Source organism: Pandoraea apista, assembly GCF_001465595.2.
GTDB lineage: Bacteria > Pseudomonadota > Gammaproteobacteria > Burkholderiales > Burkholderiaceae > Pandoraea > Pandoraea apista.
This window is the reverse complement of the sequence record NZ_CP013481.2, coordinates 1,150,722-1,165,761: the sequence shown is the minus strand read 5'-3', so window position 1 is coordinate 1,165,761 and position 15,040 is coordinate 1,150,722. Positions and strand designations below refer to the sequence as shown.

The window sequence follows — 15,040 nt, the reverse complement described above, 5'->3', positions numbered from 1 at the left end:
CCAAACGAAAACAGCGCTGGCTCATCGGCCAACGCTGCATCAAAGTTATGCGGGCTTAGTAGCCACCCTTCTTGCCAACGCCCGAGAAAGTGAAATCGACTTCCTTCGTGATCGGCTTGAACCACGGGCCCACGCCCGTTTCCTTATCCACGTGACGACCGAAGCACCACGGGCCCATGCCGCCATGCGCGGCGTGCGCACCGGCGGCCGGCGTACCGCCCATCTTGCAACCGAATTCCGGCAGCGTGCCCGGCGCGTTGACCACCATCGTCAGCTTGTACTTGCCAACGCCCGCCAGCTTGACGTTGTCGCCGTAGTGCGGACCATCGCTCGCGACCATCGGCATCATCAGACCTTCAATGGCAGCGCCATCGGCGGTCTTGCCGTCGCTCTTCATCTTTTGCAGCTTGTACGTGATTTCCAGACCCGGAATCCAGTCGCCTTCGGCGTAGCCGTTCGGGTTCTTGGCGATCGCGTGAATATCCGCCTCGAGGTGAATGTCCGACTTGGCGGCATCGCGCATCATGCCGGCCGGCTCCATCGTGATCGGCTGGAGATACACCGTGTTGATTTCCATGCCCGCCACATTCAGCGGTTTACCGATAGGAAACTCGGCGGCCTGAGCCATAGTGGCCGCACCGGCAAGCAACACCGCTGCCACGAGGGATTTCACGCGCATACGCACTCCAGATTGATGAAGAAGTTAATGCAAACAATTCTCAATAAGTTTAGCACCTTCGCCACAGCCAGACAAACACGCGAAGTCAAGGCAGCAAGGGGATAAACGGGAAAATTGCAGCTTCCGCGAGCACCGGTGCGGGTGCGCAACCATTCTTAGCTGCCAGTTACGGAAAATTACCGGCAGCCGAATGGTGCGATTTGCCCAGAGCGCTCAGGGCAGCACACCGCCCCGGTCGATCTTCCGGGCCAGCACCACCGATGTCGTGGTGCGGGTCACGCCGTCGATCTCGCCGATGGTGTCGAGCAGCCCGTCGAGTTGGTCAGGCGACGCGGCATGCAACCAGGCCACGTAATCGAACTCGCCGCTGACCGTACACAACAGGTGAATCTCCGGCATCTTGTTCAGACGCCGCATCACGTCGCGTCCGGAGCGCGGCTGCACGCTGATGCCGACACAAGCCTGCAACCCGCCTCCCGCCGCATCCTGCCCGAGTCGCACGGTGTAGCCGGCGATCACCCCGGCCTGCTCCAGCCGGCCGATGCGGGCCACCACGGTCGTGCGCGCCACGCCGAGGCGACGCGCCAGATTGGCAGTACTCTCGCGCGCATTCACGCGCAGCAACGCAAGCAGGTTACGGTCGAGTTCGTCGAGCGCTGTCGTGGACAACGTCATCGGGCGTTGCCTCGCAAGTCGTCGCTCGCTCCGCCGGCCGGGCGCCAGTCAATGCGCCAATGCCGCATGTCAGGATCGTGCGATATCGCGCGCACGCCGCAGTCGTTGATCTGTTGCATGGTCTTCCATCGAGAGATACGAATACCGAGCGAGCGCAGCGTCGGCCAAGCGCGATTATAAAACCACGCCGTTGCGCCCGGCGGCCCACTCTTTCTCCCAACAAGAGATACGATGACACAGGTGAGAACTTGCCGTCGTCAACCCGGCGTTGAGGCCGCATCACCCACCCTGCAGTGCCCCGGCCCCATGGCTCACAGCCCTTTTAACCCCTGTGCTACCAAGGCTATAGCCAAGGGTATCCCCCCAAGGGCCGGCTATTGACAATGCCGATTGCCGATGCGCAAAATCGCATCACTTATATGACGACGTACAAGAAAGACCCACCACGGCGACTGCGGAAGTCATCACCGCAATGGAAGCTGCCTGGCGCGTCGGCCCCGAACGTCACCGGAGACAGGCGTCAGCCATGCATTTCTCGTTGAATTTCGCCCCGCTGCTTCCTTACTGGCCAGTTTTTCTCGAAGGTGCGTGGCTCACGCTCAAGATGACCGCGCTCTCGGTTGTGATCGGCACCGCTGCCGGCACGCTGGTCGCCTTCGCCAAGCGCAGCCGCCATCGCTGGCTCGTTCGCCTTTGCAGTATCTATATCGAGTCGGTGCGAAACACCCCGTTCCTCGTTCAGATCTTCCTGTTGTATTTCGGACTCGCCAGCCTGGGAGTACACATGCCGACGTTCGCCGCCGCGGTGATCGCGATGGTGATCAATATCGGCGCCTACGCGGCGGAGATCATCCGCGCCGGGCTGGAGTCGGTGCCGCGCGGTCAGATCGAGGCTGCCGAGTGTCTGGGGCTGTCGAAGTGGCGCATTGCGTGGCATGTGATGCTGCAACCGTCCATCGAGAAGGTGTACCCCGCGCTCACCACCCAGTTCATTCTGATGATGCAGGCCTCAGCCATGGCCTCGCAGATTTCCGCCGAAGAACTCACCGCCGTCGCCAACACCGTGCAGTCGGACACATTCCGCTCGCTTGAGACGTACATTGTGGTCGCCGCGCTCTACCTCGGCCTGTCGCTGCTGGTGAAGCTCGTGGCGTGGGCTGCCGGCGAGTACTTCTTCAAGCGCCGCCGCGTCGTGCGACGTGCCGCCGCGCAAACAGCACAAGCCTCGCGTCGCCGCGCCGCCGCTTCGCGTGCGGCCAACGCGAACGTGACAGGCAGCTCGGGCGGCAACACCGCACAACGGAGCGTCTCATGATCGGCAACTTTTCCTGGACCTATTTCGGATATCTGGTGCAGTCCATCGGCTGGACACTGGTGCTGTCGCTGATCGCGTTCGTGCTGGGCAGTGCCGGCGGCTTTCTCGTGATGCTCGCGCGCATTTCACCGCGCCGTTGGCTGCGCTTGCCCTCACAGGTGTTCATCGAAGCGATTCAGGGCATACCGCTGCTGATTCTGCTGTTCATTGTCTATTTCGGTCTGTCCGTGTACGGCTTCGAATTGCCCGCGATCGTGGCTGCCGCCCTCGCGCTGATGGTCTACACCAGCGCCTATCTGGGCGACATCTGGCGCGGGTGCGTCGAAGCCATGCCGCGCGCGCAGTGGGAAGCCGCCGAGTGCCTGTCGCTCTCGCGCTGGCAGACCCTGCGTCTGGTCATCATTCCGCAAGCCGTGCGCCTGTCGCTGCCGCCGACCATCGGCTTTCTCGTGCAGATCATCAAGATGACGTCGCTCGCGTCGGTGATTGGCTTCGTGGAACTGACCCGCGCCGGTCAGATCATCAACAACTCGATTTTCCAGCCCTTCCTCGTGTTCTCGCTGGTAGGGGTGTTTTATTTCGTGCTGTGCTACCCGCTCTCGCGCTGGAGCGCATCACTGGAGGACAGGCTCAATGTCGGCAATCGTTAAGGTCAACCAGATTCACAAGCGCTTCGGCGACAACCCGGTGCTCAAGGGCGTGTCGTTCGAAGTGGAGCGCGGCAAGATGGTCGCCATCATCGGTGCCAGCGGCTCGGGCAAGAGCACCGCGCTGCGCTGCATCGACCGCCTTGAGACCATCGACGAAGGCACGATCGAGGTGTGCGGCATTCGCGTGGAAGATCCGAAAATCGACCTTCACCAACTGCGCCGCGAGGTGGGCATCGTCTTCCAGAGCTACAACCTGTTTCCTCACCTGAGCGTGCGCGAGAACATCATGCTTGCGCTGCGGCATGTGAAGCGCCTCGCGCGCAGCGAAGCGGAGGAAGTGGCTAAGCGAGTGCTCGCGCAAGTCGGTCTCTCCGACAAGGCCGACAGTTATCCCGAGCAACTCTCGGGCGGCCAGCAACAACGCGTGGCGATCGCGCGATCGCTCGCCATGTCGCCGAAAGTCATGCTGTTCGACGAAGTCACATCGGCACTCGATCCCCAACTCACCGGCGAAGTGTTGCGCGTGATGGAAGACCTGGCCGCCGACGGTATGACGATGTTGCTTGTCACGCACGAGATGGCGTTTGCCAAACGCGTGGCCGATCAGATCATCTACATGCATCAGGGCAAGGTGTGGGAAGTCGGTCCGGGCGAGATGCTCGACAACCCGCAAACGCCGGAACTGCGCGCGTTCCTCGCCAACGGGTTGTAAGCCCGAAGTCGCGACAACAAATCACTCCAAGGAGACCATTGCATGAAACTCAAGACGTTCAAGGCGTTGTTTACCCAGACCTGCGCCGCAGTCCTGCTCGGCGCCATGGCGCACGCCGCCTTTGCCGATCAGCTCGACGACATCAGGAAGGCGGGCAAGATTCGCGTGGCGATCGCCATGGGCACGCCGCTGTACTCGTTTGCCGATGCCAATCTGCAACCGGCAGGTTCGGACGTCGATACGGCCAAGCTGCTGGCGCAAGATCTCGGGGTGAAGCTCGACATCGTGTCCGTGACGAACGCCGCGCGCGTGCCCACACTGCAAGCGAACCGTGCCGATATCGTAGTGGCCGACCTCTCGATCACACCGGAACGTGCGCAGGTGATCGACTTCTCGATTCCGTACGCAGTCATTTCGATCATCGTCGGCGGGCCCAAGAGCATGAACATCAAGGGCTATGAAGACCTCAACGGCAAACGCATCGGCCTCACGCGTGCGACGGTCAACGACACGCTCACGACGCAGAACGCGAAAGGCGCGCAGATCGTCCGCTATGAAGACGATGCCACACTGATTACCTCGATGGTGACCGGGCAGGTCGACATCTTCTCGAGCACGCCGTCGAACCTTGGCGAGATGATCAAACGCGCTCCGGAAAAGAACCTCGAACTGAAGTTTGCACAGAAGGAATTCGATCTGGGTATCGCACTCAACAAGAATCAGCCGGCACTCAAGGACTGGATCAACAACTGGGTGAAGACCAATCTGAAGAACGGCAAGCTCAACGCGATCTACAAGAAGTACCACGGCCGCGATCTGCCGGATAGCGTGACGAAGGGTGCAGCGTAAGCACTTGATCACGCGATCGCTCACGGGCGAGGCCGTGCGATCGTCGAGCGCGGATGGCCATCGGGCCGTCGACGCGAGCGACGTTGACGGCCTGCCGTGACGACCGCGTGCCCCACATGCGACTCACACCGCCAGCGACGCCTCGCCGGCAACGCTAGCGTTGCGTATTGCACGCCGGATCGCCAGCACACGTCCGAGGAAAATGCCGCTGAACGCGCCATACCACAAGCAAATCCACGCAGCGAATCCGCCGTTCGACTTCAGGTCGGGATGAATCGCCATCGAGACGGCGACAGCGAACTTCAACACGAAAATCGCCAGCATCCAGACTAGCGGCAGCCAACTGCCCGGCATTCGCACGCGACGTGTCGCCGGGATCCAACTCACGCTCCCCCGCCACCCCAGCGCTGCGCGCAGTGCGACGGCAATGGCGACGGCACTCACCCATGCGATCGATGCCGGCAAGGCCGTCGTGAACGTGGTGGCCGCGCCGTAGGCAGACACCCCCGTCATGACCAGCGGCATTGCGAGTGCCGCCCACAGCGGCTTTTGCTGCGTGCGTGTCGCGGCCAGTCCGAGTGCGACCAGCACGATAAACAGCCACCAGACCCAAAGGGGAACGTGAGAGACAAAGGCAAACGACATGGTTGGGCTCCGTGAACCGGCATGCAAGCATGCGACGCCCGAAGCATCGCGCGGTGCGCCCGGGTGCGCGAGCGGTCTGCGACGAACGGTGGCTGAGCGGCGTGAACCGCGATCGCCGCGGAGTAGGCGGCCACCCGCATCGACATCGGGCGATGCGGGTACGGCGTTGGCACGCTCGCGACAGGATGCCGCACCGCTGCTGGCGGGAACCACTGGCCGTGCCCGGCGGAAAGCGGTAAGTTAGTGGCTTGCCATCAAAACGCCCCCGACGTCCCACTCATCGATGACTGCCCGTTCTCTCCCCCTATTCGTATCGGCTCATTCTTTTGCTCCCGCCGCACGCGCCCGAATCGGCGCGCTGACGTTAGTGCTCGCAACGCTCGTCGCACCGGTCGTCGCCGCACCGGACATTGAGGCGGGAAAAGCGCTGTTCGCGTCGCGTTGTGCGTCGTGCCATTCGGTCGGGCCGATGGCAGCGTCGGGATTCGGGCCGCAGCTCAACGGCCTGGCCAACCGGCGCGCTGGCAGTCTTGCGGACTTCGAATACTCGAAGGAGATGAAGCAGTCTGGCCTTGTATGGGACGACAAAACGCTTGCCGCCTTCATTGCGAATCCCGGCAAGACGGTACCCGGTACGAAAATGCGCTTCTGGGGGATTGGCAACGAACGCAAAGTCGCCGATCTGATCGCTTACTTGCACACGTTCAAGTAAGACACGGCGGCGCGGCGATGTATTTGAGTGCAGGTGTACGATCGGTGGGCGATCTGCCAAAGCGCGGGCGGCTTCGACGCGCACCGGCGGCCTGTCAATGTTGCGCTTTGTTTTTTTGCATCAAGGTGAGATTATCCGCGCGGTAGACAGATCGGTTTGATCAACCCTTGGGGGTCGGAAATGCGGAAGCTTCTCTCGTTTCTCTTGTTGATCGTCTCTCTTCACGCGCTCCCGGCGGCGGCCGACGCGTTTTCATTCCCCGCCGATTTCAAACATCAGACCATCGCGACCAATGGCGCCAATATTTATGTGCGCGTCGGCGGTCACGGACCCGCAGTTGTCTTGCTGCACGGTTATGGGGAGACCGGCGACATGTGGGCGCCACTTGCTGCAAAGCTCGCTGCGAATCACACGGTCGTTGTCCCCGATCTTCGCGGCATGGGGCTTTCCGACCATCCCCCCGCGGGCTACGACAAGAGGAACGAGGCACGCGATATTGCCGGCGTGCTGGATACCCTGCAAATCGGTAAGGTCGATGTGGTGGCCCACGACATCGGCAACATGGTGGCCTACGCCTTTGCCGCAGAGCAGCCTGAGCGCGTGACAAAGCTCGTGCTCATGGACGCACCCATTCCCGGCGTTGGCCCCTGGGAGGAAATCCTGAAGAGCCCGTTGCTCTGGCACTTCCGTTTCGGCGGCCCGGATATGGAGCGGCTGGTCAAGGGACGCGAGCGAATTTACCTCGACCGTTTCTGGAACGAGTTTTCGGCAGATCCGAAGCATTTCAATGAAGCTTCGCGTCGGCATTACACACAGTTCTATGCGCTGCCCGGCGCCATGCATTCCGGCTTCGAGCAGTTTCACGCCTTCGATCAGGACACGATCGACAATCGGGCGTTCCTGACCAAAGGACCGTTGCCAATGCCGGTACTCGCTATCGGAGGGGAGAAATCGTTTGGCACGATGATGGAGACGGTCGCCCAAGCGGCGGCGAGCAACGTGCAAGGCGTTGTAGTTCCGAATGCCGGCCACTGGTTAATGGAAGAACAACCGCAAGCAACCATGGCTGCCATTATGGCGTTCCTTCAGTAATTGACATCGCCGGTGACGATCCCCGCGGATTGCGCGGATGACCGGATAGCATCGTCATGCGATGTAAGCGACGAGGTGTCCCGCGTGCGATAACATGCAAACGCTTCGAGCATGATGGTAAAGCGGCACGGCGCCGGCCAGGTGCCGGGTTCGTGCTAACTGCGGCAGCGAATCTTACGTACCTCGACGTCCATCGACAGTGCCTGTCAGCATGACTGCGTGACGGTGTGCGCAATTTGCTGCCGCAAACTCGAACCATTTTGGATAGCGTCGCCCCAGGGCTGTTCGGAGCCCCCGTAGCTCAGTTCGGCAAGTCGTGCACCCTCTCACAACCGGATCTCCGTCAGCCGTGACGGAGATCGCGACCGTTACCCTTACCGTTGCCGTTACCGCTGTCCTGAACGACGCAGCGGGAGCATGCGTTGCAAGACGCCGTCCTTCAACACCCAATGGTGGTACAAGGCCGCGAGTACATGAAGGGCAACGAACCCGATCAGCGCATACGACGCATAAACGTGGATGTCTCCCATAGAGTGGCCGAGAGCCGACCCTGTCGTCGACAGAGAAGGGAGCGGAACACTGCCGAACAGGCGCGCGTCGTACCCTCGCGACGAAGCGTTGACCCATCCCATGACGGGCACGGCTAGCAACAATAAATAGAGTGAAATGTGGCCCGCCCCCGCAAGTGCGTTCAGCAGGGGTGATGTCGATACGTGATTCACCGGGTGCGACAAACGCCACAATAATCGGGCCAGCAACATCGCCAGCAATGCGGTACCAATGGACAAGTGCCACGCCACCAGTCCAACCGGCAGTGTTCCCTTGCCAATGTGCGGCATGGTCCAGGCTACCGTGTACTGAACCACGAGGAGCAAGGCCATGCCCCAATGAAACGCCTTGGCAACAAGGTCAAATTCCGTCCGTTTTTTCACCATACCATCCATTAAACAGTTCGATGGAGAATTATGGACTCGCTTTAATTAGCACGGAATTAGATTAATCCGATAATTCCGTTATGAGAACCGTATCAATAATGATTATTAATATCGTATATGTTTCAACATTAAATGCTTGCAGAGCATGCAATTTTAAAATAACGTTCGCGTCACCGGGCGTGTAGCCAACGTTGAAGCCAGCCCCGGAAGAGGGGTAATCATGGATCGTCATGCCGCCGCAAGGCACAGTGCGCTAGTCAGCGTTTGGGTTAATTTTTGTCTATCGATCGCTCAAATTGCAGTCGGGCTTCTAGCCCGATCGCAGGCATTGGTGGCGGACGGCATTCACTCGCTTTCCGACCTGATATCCGACTTTGTCGTCATTGCCGCCAATCGCCAAAGCCGGCTGGCGCCCGATGCCAATCACCCGTACGGTCATTATCGATTTGAAACGGCGGCGTCGCTGTTTCTCGGCCTATTGATGCTCGCGGTGTCGGCCGGCATCGGCTGGAACGCCATTGTCCGTTTGTCGGATGTCGCCTCGATTCCTGTCGTGCACGCCTCAGCCGTATGGACGGCCGCACTTGCATTAGTCGCGAAAGAATTGCTCTTCCGTTACATGCTCGGCGTGGGTCGCCGAGTCGGTTCCGGAATGCTGGTGGCAAATGCATGGCACGCACGATCGGACGCGGCTTCGTCGCTCGTCGTGCTAGTCGGTATTGCCGCGAATTCGCTTGGGTTTCCGATCGGTGACCCCATCGCTTCGCTGATCGTTGCCGCGCTCGTTGCGCGCATGGGCGCGAGCATTGGTTGGTCGGCGATGAGCGATCTGATGGATCACGCGGCAGGCGATGAGGAGATCTCGGCAATCGAACTGGCTGTCGCAGGCGTGAGCGGGGTGCAGGGATTCCACGATCTTCGTACACGCACGGTGGGCGATTTTGTTCTGGTCGATATCCACATCGAGGTGGACGAATCGCTGTCGGTCAAAGAAGGACACCAGATCGCGGAATCGGTCCAGCGCAAAGTCAAAACCATCCCCAAGGTGCTCGACGTGATGACGCACGTAGACCCGGTGCCGGTGCTCACTCGGTAGACGAACGGGGGGCTATTGCTCTCAAGGGTGCCGTGAGCACCGGCAATCTCATCGAAGATGCGCTTCCCAGCTCCCAGTTGTCTGCAACGGGGCCGATGCGGCAGCGCAAGGCAAGAACAGCGCCCACTGCGACAGCAGAAGGAGCGCTAGTGGTACCGGGGACCGGACTTGAACCGGCAAGCCCGAAGGCGGCGGATTTTAAGTCCGCTATGTTTACCAATTTCATCACCCCGGCAGGGGCACGCATTCTAACATCCCCCACCGAAATACGTCAGTTGGGTATCATGGGAGTATGCACGCACTGCGCGCAACAACGGAGATCGATTCATGCTGGAGAATCTCGACCGTATCGCGATGTCGCTTGACGCCATCGAAACCGCCGCCCGCGACGTTGCCCTGCAATCCCCCCAGACCGCGCAGGCCCTGTACACCGCGCTCATGGAAATTCGCAACGCCATCGCGCTCGTCGCGCAGGAAGTCGTGCGTCTCGAACACGAACTCCACGGCCCTCTCGCCAACGGGTAATCGCGGCGCCCTATCCGGCGCCCCCGATGAAACACGTTCACGTGCCGCCCCGCCGGACGTTGTCGCCGTGACGCTGCGATGCACGCATAATGTGCACCACACCGACTCCACCGGCTCTGCCTCGCGCTAGTCTCCATGTCCGCCGATCCCCCTCGTCATGCCAGTCACGCCAGTTCGGCACCTCACGCTCCCGATGACGCCATGGCATCCCCGGATGTCGCGTCCCCCGGACATCGGCCCACCTGCTGGCAACTGGCCGTGGCCTTCGGCACCGTGGGTGCGACAGGCTTCGGCGGCGTGCTGCCATGGGCGCGTCGTATGGTGGTCGATCAACGCCGCTGGCTCACCGACCGTGAATTCGCCGAACTATTGCCGCTCGCCCAACTGCTGCCCGGGCCGAATGTCGCCAACATCGCCACCGTTCTGGGACGCCGCTTCCGTGGACCGCGCGGCGCCGCCGCCGCCGTCGCCGGCCTCTACTTCTGCCCCACCATCGTCATCATTCTGATCGGCTTTGCTTATGCCCGATGGGGACAAACCGCTCTCGTCCAGCATCTGCTCTCCGGCCTCATGCCGGCTGCCACCGGGCTGGTGATCGCCACGGCGCTGCGTCTGCTGGCCGGGCTGCAACGCCACTGGACCACCCTGGCCTTCGCCGCCGCAACCTTCATCGGCAGTTTCGTGTTCGGCCTGCCCCTGCTGCTCGTGCTCGGCGTGCTCGGCCCCTGCGCGATTCTCTCCGCCTACCGATTGGCGCGTCTGGAACGACCCACCCCATGAACACACTCATCGACCTGTTCCTGCACGGCTCGCTCTGGTCGCTGTTGGCCGTGGGTGGCACCAACGTCACACTGGCGGATATTCACCGTTACGCCGTCGAGACCCGCCACTGGATCACCGACGCCCAGTTCGTCACCTTCTTTTCACTCGCTCAGGCTGCCCCGGGGCCCAACGGCATGGCCGTTACGCTGATCGGACTGCAAGCCGCAGGGCTGCCCGGCGCGCTGACCTCGACATTCGCCAAATGTGCGCCAAGCTCGCTGCTCGCCTATCTTGTCGGCGGATGGGTCGACCGGCACGAACAATCCCCGTGGGTGCGCGCCGTTCGGCGGGGACTGGCACCGATCACCGTCGGGCTGCTCGCCGCCAGCAGCGCTTTGCTCGCGCGCGAAATCGACGTCAACGTTGCACGAGGGCTCGTAACGCTCGTGGCCGTTGCCGTCACCTTGCGCACCCGCTGGAACCCGCTGTGGCTCATCGCCGCCGGCAGCCTGCTCGGGCTCACCGGCTGGCTGATGTAGCGCACAATCAGGACGTCTCGCCCCGGCGTCTTACCCTGAATTCCGGCCGTCCGGCCACGGTTACGAACCGTCACAGACGCCGCCGGACAACGGGTCTACAATAGGCGGCACGTTTCACAACACGGTGTGTCCCATGACCCTCCCCTGTTGTACGTCGCAAGCCGAGGCGCCCTCCGGCACCTCTCAGAACACCCCTCGCTCGCGCACCGCACGCGATGGCCCGCCGCCTCACGTACCGGCAGCGCCGCAAGCGCTGCCTGCCCGCTACGACACTGTGCGCGCGGCGTCGGTTGCCTTCGCGCAGGGCCTCTCGGACGCCGACGCCACCGTGCAGTCGATGCCCGACGCGAGCCCCATCAAGTGGCATCTCGCCCACACCACCTGGTTTTTCGAGACGTTTCTGCTCGGTGAGTCAGGCACCCTGTCCGGCAGACGCTACCGCCCCTTCGACCCGCGCTTCGCCTATCTTTTCAATTCGTATTACGAAGCCGCCGGCCCGCGCCATCCACGCCCGCAACGCGGCTTGCTCACGCGGCCCACGCTCGACGACGTGCTGCGCTATCGTCAGCACGTCGACGCCGCCATGCACGAATGCCTGTTGCACGCCGATCTGCCGGCAGACGTCCATGCACTCGTCACTCTCGGGCTGCATCACGAAGAGCAGCATCAAGAGCTGATGCACACCGACCTGTTGCATCTTTTTGCGCAGAATCCGCTTCGCCCGGCACATCGGCGAGCGCCGCCATCGTCTGCCCGTGAAATTGCCGCGCCACTGCACTGGATAGCGCACGACGGCGGGCAGCATCGCATCGGGCACTCCGGCGACTCCGACGAATCGGGCGATGCCAACGGGCATTTCGCGTTCGACTGCGAAACGCCCGCGCACGATGTGTTGCTGCGCCCCTTTGCGATCGCGTCGCGCGTGGTGACGAACGGCGAGTGGCGGGCATTCATTGAAGACGGCGGTTATCGCATGGCGGGCCTCTGGCTGTCCGACGGCTGGGCAACGGTGCAACGCGAGGGCTGGGGGCATCCGCTGTACTGGGAGTTGCACGACGGCGAATGGCAGTCGATGACGCTCGCCGGCATGCAGCCCGTTGACGACAACGCGCCCGTGCGGCACGTCAGCTATTTCGAAGCCGACGCCTTTGCTCGCTGGGCAGGTAAGCGACTGCCGACAGAACAAGAGTGGGAGGTGGCGGCAAGCGCTGCCTCGCCAACGCAGCATGCCATGACGCAATGCTATGGCCCGGTCTGGCAATGGACGGCAAGTCCGTACGTCGCCTATCCCGGATTCCGGACGGCAGCGGGGGCTGTCGGCGAATACAACGGCAAGTTCATGTGCGGACAGTTCGTGCTGCGCGGCGGATCGCTCGCCACGCCGCCGGGTCACGCACGCGCTACGTATCGCAACTTCTTCTACCCGCATCAGCGCTGGCAATTCTGCGGCCTGAGACTCGCGGAGGACCGCTGATGTCGCAAGCTACCCAAGCCTCGGCGTTCGTTTGTCCGTCACTGCCGGAAAACGCTTTCGCCACCGATGTGCTCGCCGGCCTCGGCCACACCCCGAAGTCGCTCCCCAGTGTCTGGCTCTACGATCAGCGCGGCAGCGAACTGTTCGAAGAGATCACCGGCCTCGACGAGTACTACCAGACACGCACCGAAACGGCGCTGCTCGGCGAGTGCGCCGCAGCGATTGCCGATGTCGTCGGCCCGGACGCCGTCGTCGTCGAATTTGGCAGCGGCTCCAGCCGCAAGACGCCGCTGCTGCTCGACGCTCTCGTCACCCCACGCGCTTACGTGCCGGTCGACATTGCCGGCGACTTCCTCGACGATGCCGTCGCGGCGCTGGCACAACGCTGTCCCGGTATTCCCATGTTGCCGGTGCGCGCCGACTTCACCCGGCCATTCCGCCTGCCGCCGCAATTACAAGCTACGCAGGGGCCGCGTCTCGGCTTCTTCCCCGGCTCGACGATCGGGAACTTCGCCCCCGGACAAGCCGCCGCGTTTCTCGCGCACGTCGGCAAGATGCTTGGCCCGCGCCGGCGCATGGTCGTTGGCGTCGACGCATGTAAAGACCCCGCAGTGCTGTTGCCCGCCTATGACGACGCGCGCGGCGTGACCGCACAGTTCGATCTGAACGTACTCGCACGCATCAACCGCGAACTCGACGGCGACCTGCCGCTCGACGCCTTCCGCCACGAAGCCCGCTTCAACGCGGCGGCGAGCCGTATCGAGATGCATCTGGTCGCGCAGCGTGCCTTTCAGGCGAGCGTGCTCGACCATCGATTCACGTTCATGACGGGCGAGTCCATCCATACCGAGAATTCCTACAAGTACGGTCAGGCGGAATTCCGTGCCCTGGCAAGTTCCGCCGGATGGGACGTCGAGCGCATCTGGCTCGATGCGCGCTCGCGTTTCGCCGTCTACCTGCTGCGCCCCGCCGTCGGCGGCTGACCCAAGCCGCCTCACCTGCCTTGCCTCCTACCTCATCACCCGCTGCACGGACGACGTTGGCTATGCCTGACGTCGTCCGCGCGTGACCGCGGGGCCGCAGCTTCGTCTCACGCCCCATGCCGGTGCGCCGTCCGCCTTTCGCGGAAATAAGGATTTTTGGCCGGTGCGGCTAAAGTTTTTGCACCGTCGTGCCGTTGGTGCATGCAGAGTCCTGCTGTCCGCCCAGTGAAATGTGAATTCTGTCGGGCGCGGCGGCGGCGCGGTGATTCCCTGGCAATGGATACGCTAGAATCGCCGCCATAAACGCCAGAGGATCAAGCGCGCCGGCGCAGGGTCCGTCCGGGCAATCTTCACAGCGCGCGGCCACGACCGCAGCGCACCGTTGACACGACGTATCGCTGCACATGACTTCACGCGCAATGGGGATGCACGTGGCACGAGCTTCGGCGGTAACGCCCGCAGCTCGCCGCACTCGCACAGACGCTCGACTGGCAGGCGTGTGCTCGCACGCGCCGTGGCTTCGCGCCATCGTCGTCATGCCTGGGAGCCCGCCACGATGAGCCGCATTTCGCTAACCCTCTCCGACACCGCACTGGCGGACCTGCAAAAGGACTTCGACGCCTTCGTGCGAATCTCCGCCGCCGTCGATCGTCACTTCACGCCCCCACCCTTCGACGACTTCCTGCGCGCCCGCCTGCTCGACAGCACCGTGCCGCTGACCGAGGCCGCCGTGGCGCAGTTGCTCGCGGGCGGTCACTACGCATGGGCCAAGCGCACGTTCGACAAGCAGTTTCCGGATGTCGTCTCGATCATCCTGAATCAGGCGCGTCAGCATGGGTTCTATTTCGTGTCCCGCCCCGAATGGACGCGCGAGGATATGTCGCGTCAGGCGAGCCGCTGGGCGGAAGGCATTGTGCGCGAAGCGAAGGGTGAAGAACGTATCGTGGAGTCGCTCGCCGGACAGATCGTCAGTTCGGCGCAAGACCTGCGCACGCTCGAAGCGACCTTGCAGACACCGGCATGGCGCACCGCGTCGGTGCTGCGCGAGCGCGTATTCGACGCCAAGCGCAGCGTGGAGACGGCACGGTCATTGCAAGCGCGCGAACGGCTCGGCGAGTTGCGCGCACTCCTCGATCTCGCGGTGATCTATGGTTCCGTCGGTGCTCAGGAGGCCGAACAGATTCTGGACTATCTGCGCGTGCTGCGTCCCGAGTTGTTCAACGACGATCCGAGTGTGCTCGAGCGATTTGCCGCGTGGCTGCGACGTCTGCTGACACCGGCCATGCCGCGCCCGGCAGTCGTGCAGGAAGCCCCCTCGCCTAGTGCGAGCGTCGATGCTTCGCATCCGAACGCCGACACCCTGCAACCGCCGCTCACGCGCTGACGGCCGGGCCGCC

General features: G+C 62.5%; 17 protein-coding genes and 1 tRNA gene. 13 read left to right on the top strand and 5 right to left on the bottom strand.

All coding sequences use genetic code 11. The features are described from left to right. Positions 1-55: 55 nt before the first annotated feature. Together AT395_RS05455 and AT395_RS05450 are read right to left on the bottom strand one after the other, a co-directional pair. Positions 56-679: an iron transporter gene (locus AT395_RS05455; protein ID WP_042112756.1), complete on the bottom strand. Its 624-nt coding sequence runs from the start codon at positions 677-679 to the stop codon at positions 56-58. Positions 680-892: 213 nt separating this feature from the next. Continuing rightward, positions 893-1,354: an Lrp/AsnC family transcriptional regulator gene (locus tag AT395_RS05450; protein ID WP_039367097.1), complete on the bottom strand. Its 462-nt coding sequence runs from the start codon at positions 1,352-1,354 to the stop codon at positions 893-895. 526 nt (positions 1,355-1,880) lie between these two features. Here AT395_RS05450 and AT395_RS05445 point away from each other — a divergent pair. The 4 genes from AT395_RS05445 to AT395_RS05430 are packed head-to-tail and all read left to right on the top strand — an operon-like array spanning position 1,881 to position 4,880. Continuing rightward, the gene (locus AT395_RS05445; RefSeq protein WP_048627888.1) at positions 1,881-2,669 is read left to right on the top strand and encodes an amino acid ABC transporter permease; all 789 of its coding nucleotides are present in this window, start codon (positions 1,881-1,883) and stop codon (positions 2,667-2,669) included. Beyond that, positions 2,666-3,319 (top strand): amino acid ABC transporter permease, encoded by a 654-nt coding sequence (locus AT395_RS05440; protein WP_042112760.1) that lies wholly within the window; start codon positions 2,666-2,668, stop codon positions 3,317-3,319. Before AT395_RS05445 ends, AT395_RS05440 begins: the two co-directional genes overlap by 4 nt. Continuing rightward, the gene (locus AT395_RS05435) at positions 3,303-4,031 is read left to right on the top strand and encodes an amino acid ABC transporter ATP-binding protein (protein WP_042112762.1); all 729 of its coding nucleotides are present in this window, start codon (positions 3,303-3,305) and stop codon (positions 4,029-4,031) included. The genes AT395_RS05440 and AT395_RS05435 overlap by 17 nt, the downstream gene beginning before the upstream one ends. A 42-nt stretch (positions 4,032-4,073) precedes the next feature. Next, positions 4,074-4,880, top strand: coding sequence for a transporter substrate-binding domain-containing protein (locus AT395_RS05430; protein WP_042112764.1), 807 nt, complete (start codon positions 4,074-4,076; stop codon positions 4,878-4,880). 123 nt (positions 4,881-5,003) lie between these two features. On the opposite strand, the gene AT395_RS05425 is transcribed toward AT395_RS05430, so the two are convergent. Next, entirely contained in the window at positions 5,004-5,525 is a 522-nt protein-coding gene (locus AT395_RS05425; protein ID WP_048627889.1) for a DUF6622 family protein, read from the bottom strand. A 367-nt stretch (positions 5,526-5,892) separates the two neighbouring features. Between AT395_RS05425 and AT395_RS05420 the strand changes: the two genes are divergently transcribed. Next, positions 5,893-6,237 (top strand): c-type cytochrome, encoded by a 345-nt coding sequence (locus AT395_RS05420; RefSeq protein ID WP_231606051.1) that lies wholly within the window; start codon positions 5,893-5,895, stop codon positions 6,235-6,237. Positions 6,238-6,417: 180 nt separating this feature from the next. Next, positions 6,418-7,329 carry an alpha/beta fold hydrolase gene (locus tag AT395_RS05415; protein WP_042112765.1) on the top strand — a complete coding sequence of 304 codons (912 nt, stop codon included), beginning with the start codon at positions 6,418-6,420 and terminating at the stop codon, positions 7,327-7,329. A gap of 386 nt (positions 7,330-7,715) precedes the next feature. On the opposite strand, the gene AT395_RS05410 is transcribed toward AT395_RS05415, so the two are convergent. Next, positions 7,716-8,273, bottom strand: coding sequence for a cytochrome b (locus AT395_RS05410; protein ID WP_042112766.1), 558 nt, complete (start codon positions 8,271-8,273; stop codon positions 7,716-7,718). 211 nt (positions 8,274-8,484) lie between these two features. On the opposite strand from AT395_RS05410, the gene AT395_RS05405 reads away from it, so the two are divergent. After that, complete coding sequence (locus tag AT395_RS05405; protein ID WP_042112768.1) at positions 8,485-9,360, top strand: cation diffusion facilitator family transporter; 876 nt, start codon at positions 8,485-8,487, stop codon at positions 9,358-9,360. 150 nt (positions 9,361-9,510) lie between these two features. On the opposite strand, the gene AT395_RS05400 is transcribed toward AT395_RS05405, so the two are convergent. Beyond that, positions 9,511-9,595, bottom strand: a tRNA-Leu gene (locus tag AT395_RS05400). A gap of 92 nt (positions 9,596-9,687) precedes the next feature. Between AT395_RS05400 and AT395_RS05395 the strand changes: the two genes are divergently transcribed. The 6 genes from AT395_RS05395 to AT395_RS05370 all read left to right on the top strand — a co-directional run bounded on the left by AT395_RS05395 (position 9,688) and on the right by AT395_RS05370 (position 15,027). Then, entirely contained in the window at positions 9,688-9,885 is a 198-nt protein-coding gene (locus tag AT395_RS05395; protein WP_042112769.1) for a hypothetical protein, read from the top strand. A 201-nt stretch (positions 9,886-10,086) separates the two neighbouring features. After that, positions 10,087-10,665, top strand: a complete 579-nt coding sequence (locus AT395_RS05390; RefSeq protein WP_048627890.1) for a chromate transporter — start codon at positions 10,087-10,089, stop codon at positions 10,663-10,665. Continuing rightward, on the top strand, positions 10,662-11,186 hold the full coding sequence (locus tag AT395_RS05385; RefSeq protein ID WP_042112771.1) for a chromate transporter: 525 nt from the start codon (positions 10,662-10,664) through the stop codon (positions 11,184-11,186). The genes AT395_RS05390 and AT395_RS05385 overlap by 4 nt, the downstream gene beginning before the upstream one ends. 133 nt (positions 11,187-11,319) lie before the next feature. After that, complete coding sequence (gene egtB / locus AT395_RS05380) at positions 11,320-12,660, top strand: ergothioneine biosynthesis protein EgtB (protein ID WP_082164652.1); 1,341 nt, start codon at positions 11,320-11,322, stop codon at positions 12,658-12,660. Beyond that, entirely contained in the window at positions 12,660-13,643 is a 984-nt protein-coding gene (gene egtD, locus AT395_RS05375) for an L-histidine N(alpha)-methyltransferase (protein ID WP_042112772.1), read from the top strand. The genes egtB and egtD overlap by 1 nt, the downstream gene beginning before the upstream one ends. 556 nt (positions 13,644-14,199) lie before the next feature. After that, on the top strand, positions 14,200-15,027 hold the full coding sequence (locus AT395_RS05370) for a DUF4088 family protein (RefSeq protein WP_042117326.1): 828 nt from the start codon (positions 14,200-14,202) through the stop codon (positions 15,025-15,027). The last annotated feature ends 13 nt before the right edge of the window (positions 15,028-15,040 follow it).

Excerpts from the sequence above, each read along its gene's own strand:
- egtB (WP_082164652.1), top strand. The coding sequence starts at position 11,320 with ATGACCCTCCCCTGTTGTACGTCGCAAGCCGAGGCGCCCTCCGGCACC.
- egtD (WP_042112772.1), top strand. The coding sequence starts at position 12,660 with ATGTCGCAAGCTACCCAAGCCTCGGCGTTCGTTTGTCCGTCACTGCCG.
- AT395_RS05435 (WP_042112762.1), top strand. The coding sequence starts at position 3,303 with ATGTCGGCAATCGTTAAGGTCAACCAGATTCACAAGCGCTTCGGCGAC.
- AT395_RS05445 (WP_048627888.1), top strand. The coding sequence starts at position 1,881 with ATGCATTTCTCGTTGAATTTCGCCCCGCTGCTTCCTTACTGGCCAGTT.
- AT395_RS05390 (WP_048627890.1), top strand. The coding sequence starts at position 10,087 with ATGGCATCCCCGGATGTCGCGTCCCCCGGACATCGGCCCACCTGCTGG.
- AT395_RS05430 (WP_042112764.1), top strand. The coding sequence starts at position 4,074 with ATGAAACTCAAGACGTTCAAGGCGTTGTTTACCCAGACCTGCGCCGCA.
- AT395_RS05405 (WP_042112768.1), top strand. The coding sequence starts at position 8,485 with ATGGATCGTCATGCCGCCGCAAGGCACAGTGCGCTAGTCAGCGTTTGG.
- AT395_RS05395 (WP_042112769.1), top strand. The coding sequence starts at position 9,688 with ATGCTGGAGAATCTCGACCGTATCGCGATGTCGCTTGACGCCATCGAA.
- AT395_RS05425 (WP_048627889.1), bottom strand. The coding sequence starts at position 5,525 with ATGTCGTTTGCCTTTGTCTCTCACGTTCCCCTTTGGGTCTGGTGGCTG.
- AT395_RS05415 (WP_042112765.1), top strand. The coding sequence starts at position 6,418 with ATGCGGAAGCTTCTCTCGTTTCTCTTGTTGATCGTCTCTCTTCACGCG.
- AT395_RS05370 (WP_042117326.1), top strand. The coding sequence starts at position 14,200 with ATGAGCCGCATTTCGCTAACCCTCTCCGACACCGCACTGGCGGACCTG.
- AT395_RS05455 (WP_042112756.1), bottom strand. The coding sequence starts at position 679 with ATGCGCGTGAAATCCCTCGTGGCAGCGGTGTTGCTTGCCGGTGCGGCC.
- AT395_RS05450 (WP_039367097.1), bottom strand. The coding sequence starts at position 1,354 with ATGACGTTGTCCACGACAGCGCTCGACGAACTCGACCGTAACCTGCTT.
- AT395_RS05440 (WP_042112760.1), top strand. The coding sequence starts at position 2,666 with ATGATCGGCAACTTTTCCTGGACCTATTTCGGATATCTGGTGCAGTCC.
- AT395_RS05410 (WP_042112766.1), bottom strand. The coding sequence starts at position 8,273 with ATGGATGGTATGGTGAAAAAACGGACGGAATTTGACCTTGTTGCCAAG.
- AT395_RS05385 (WP_042112771.1), top strand. The coding sequence starts at position 10,662 with ATGAACACACTCATCGACCTGTTCCTGCACGGCTCGCTCTGGTCGCTG.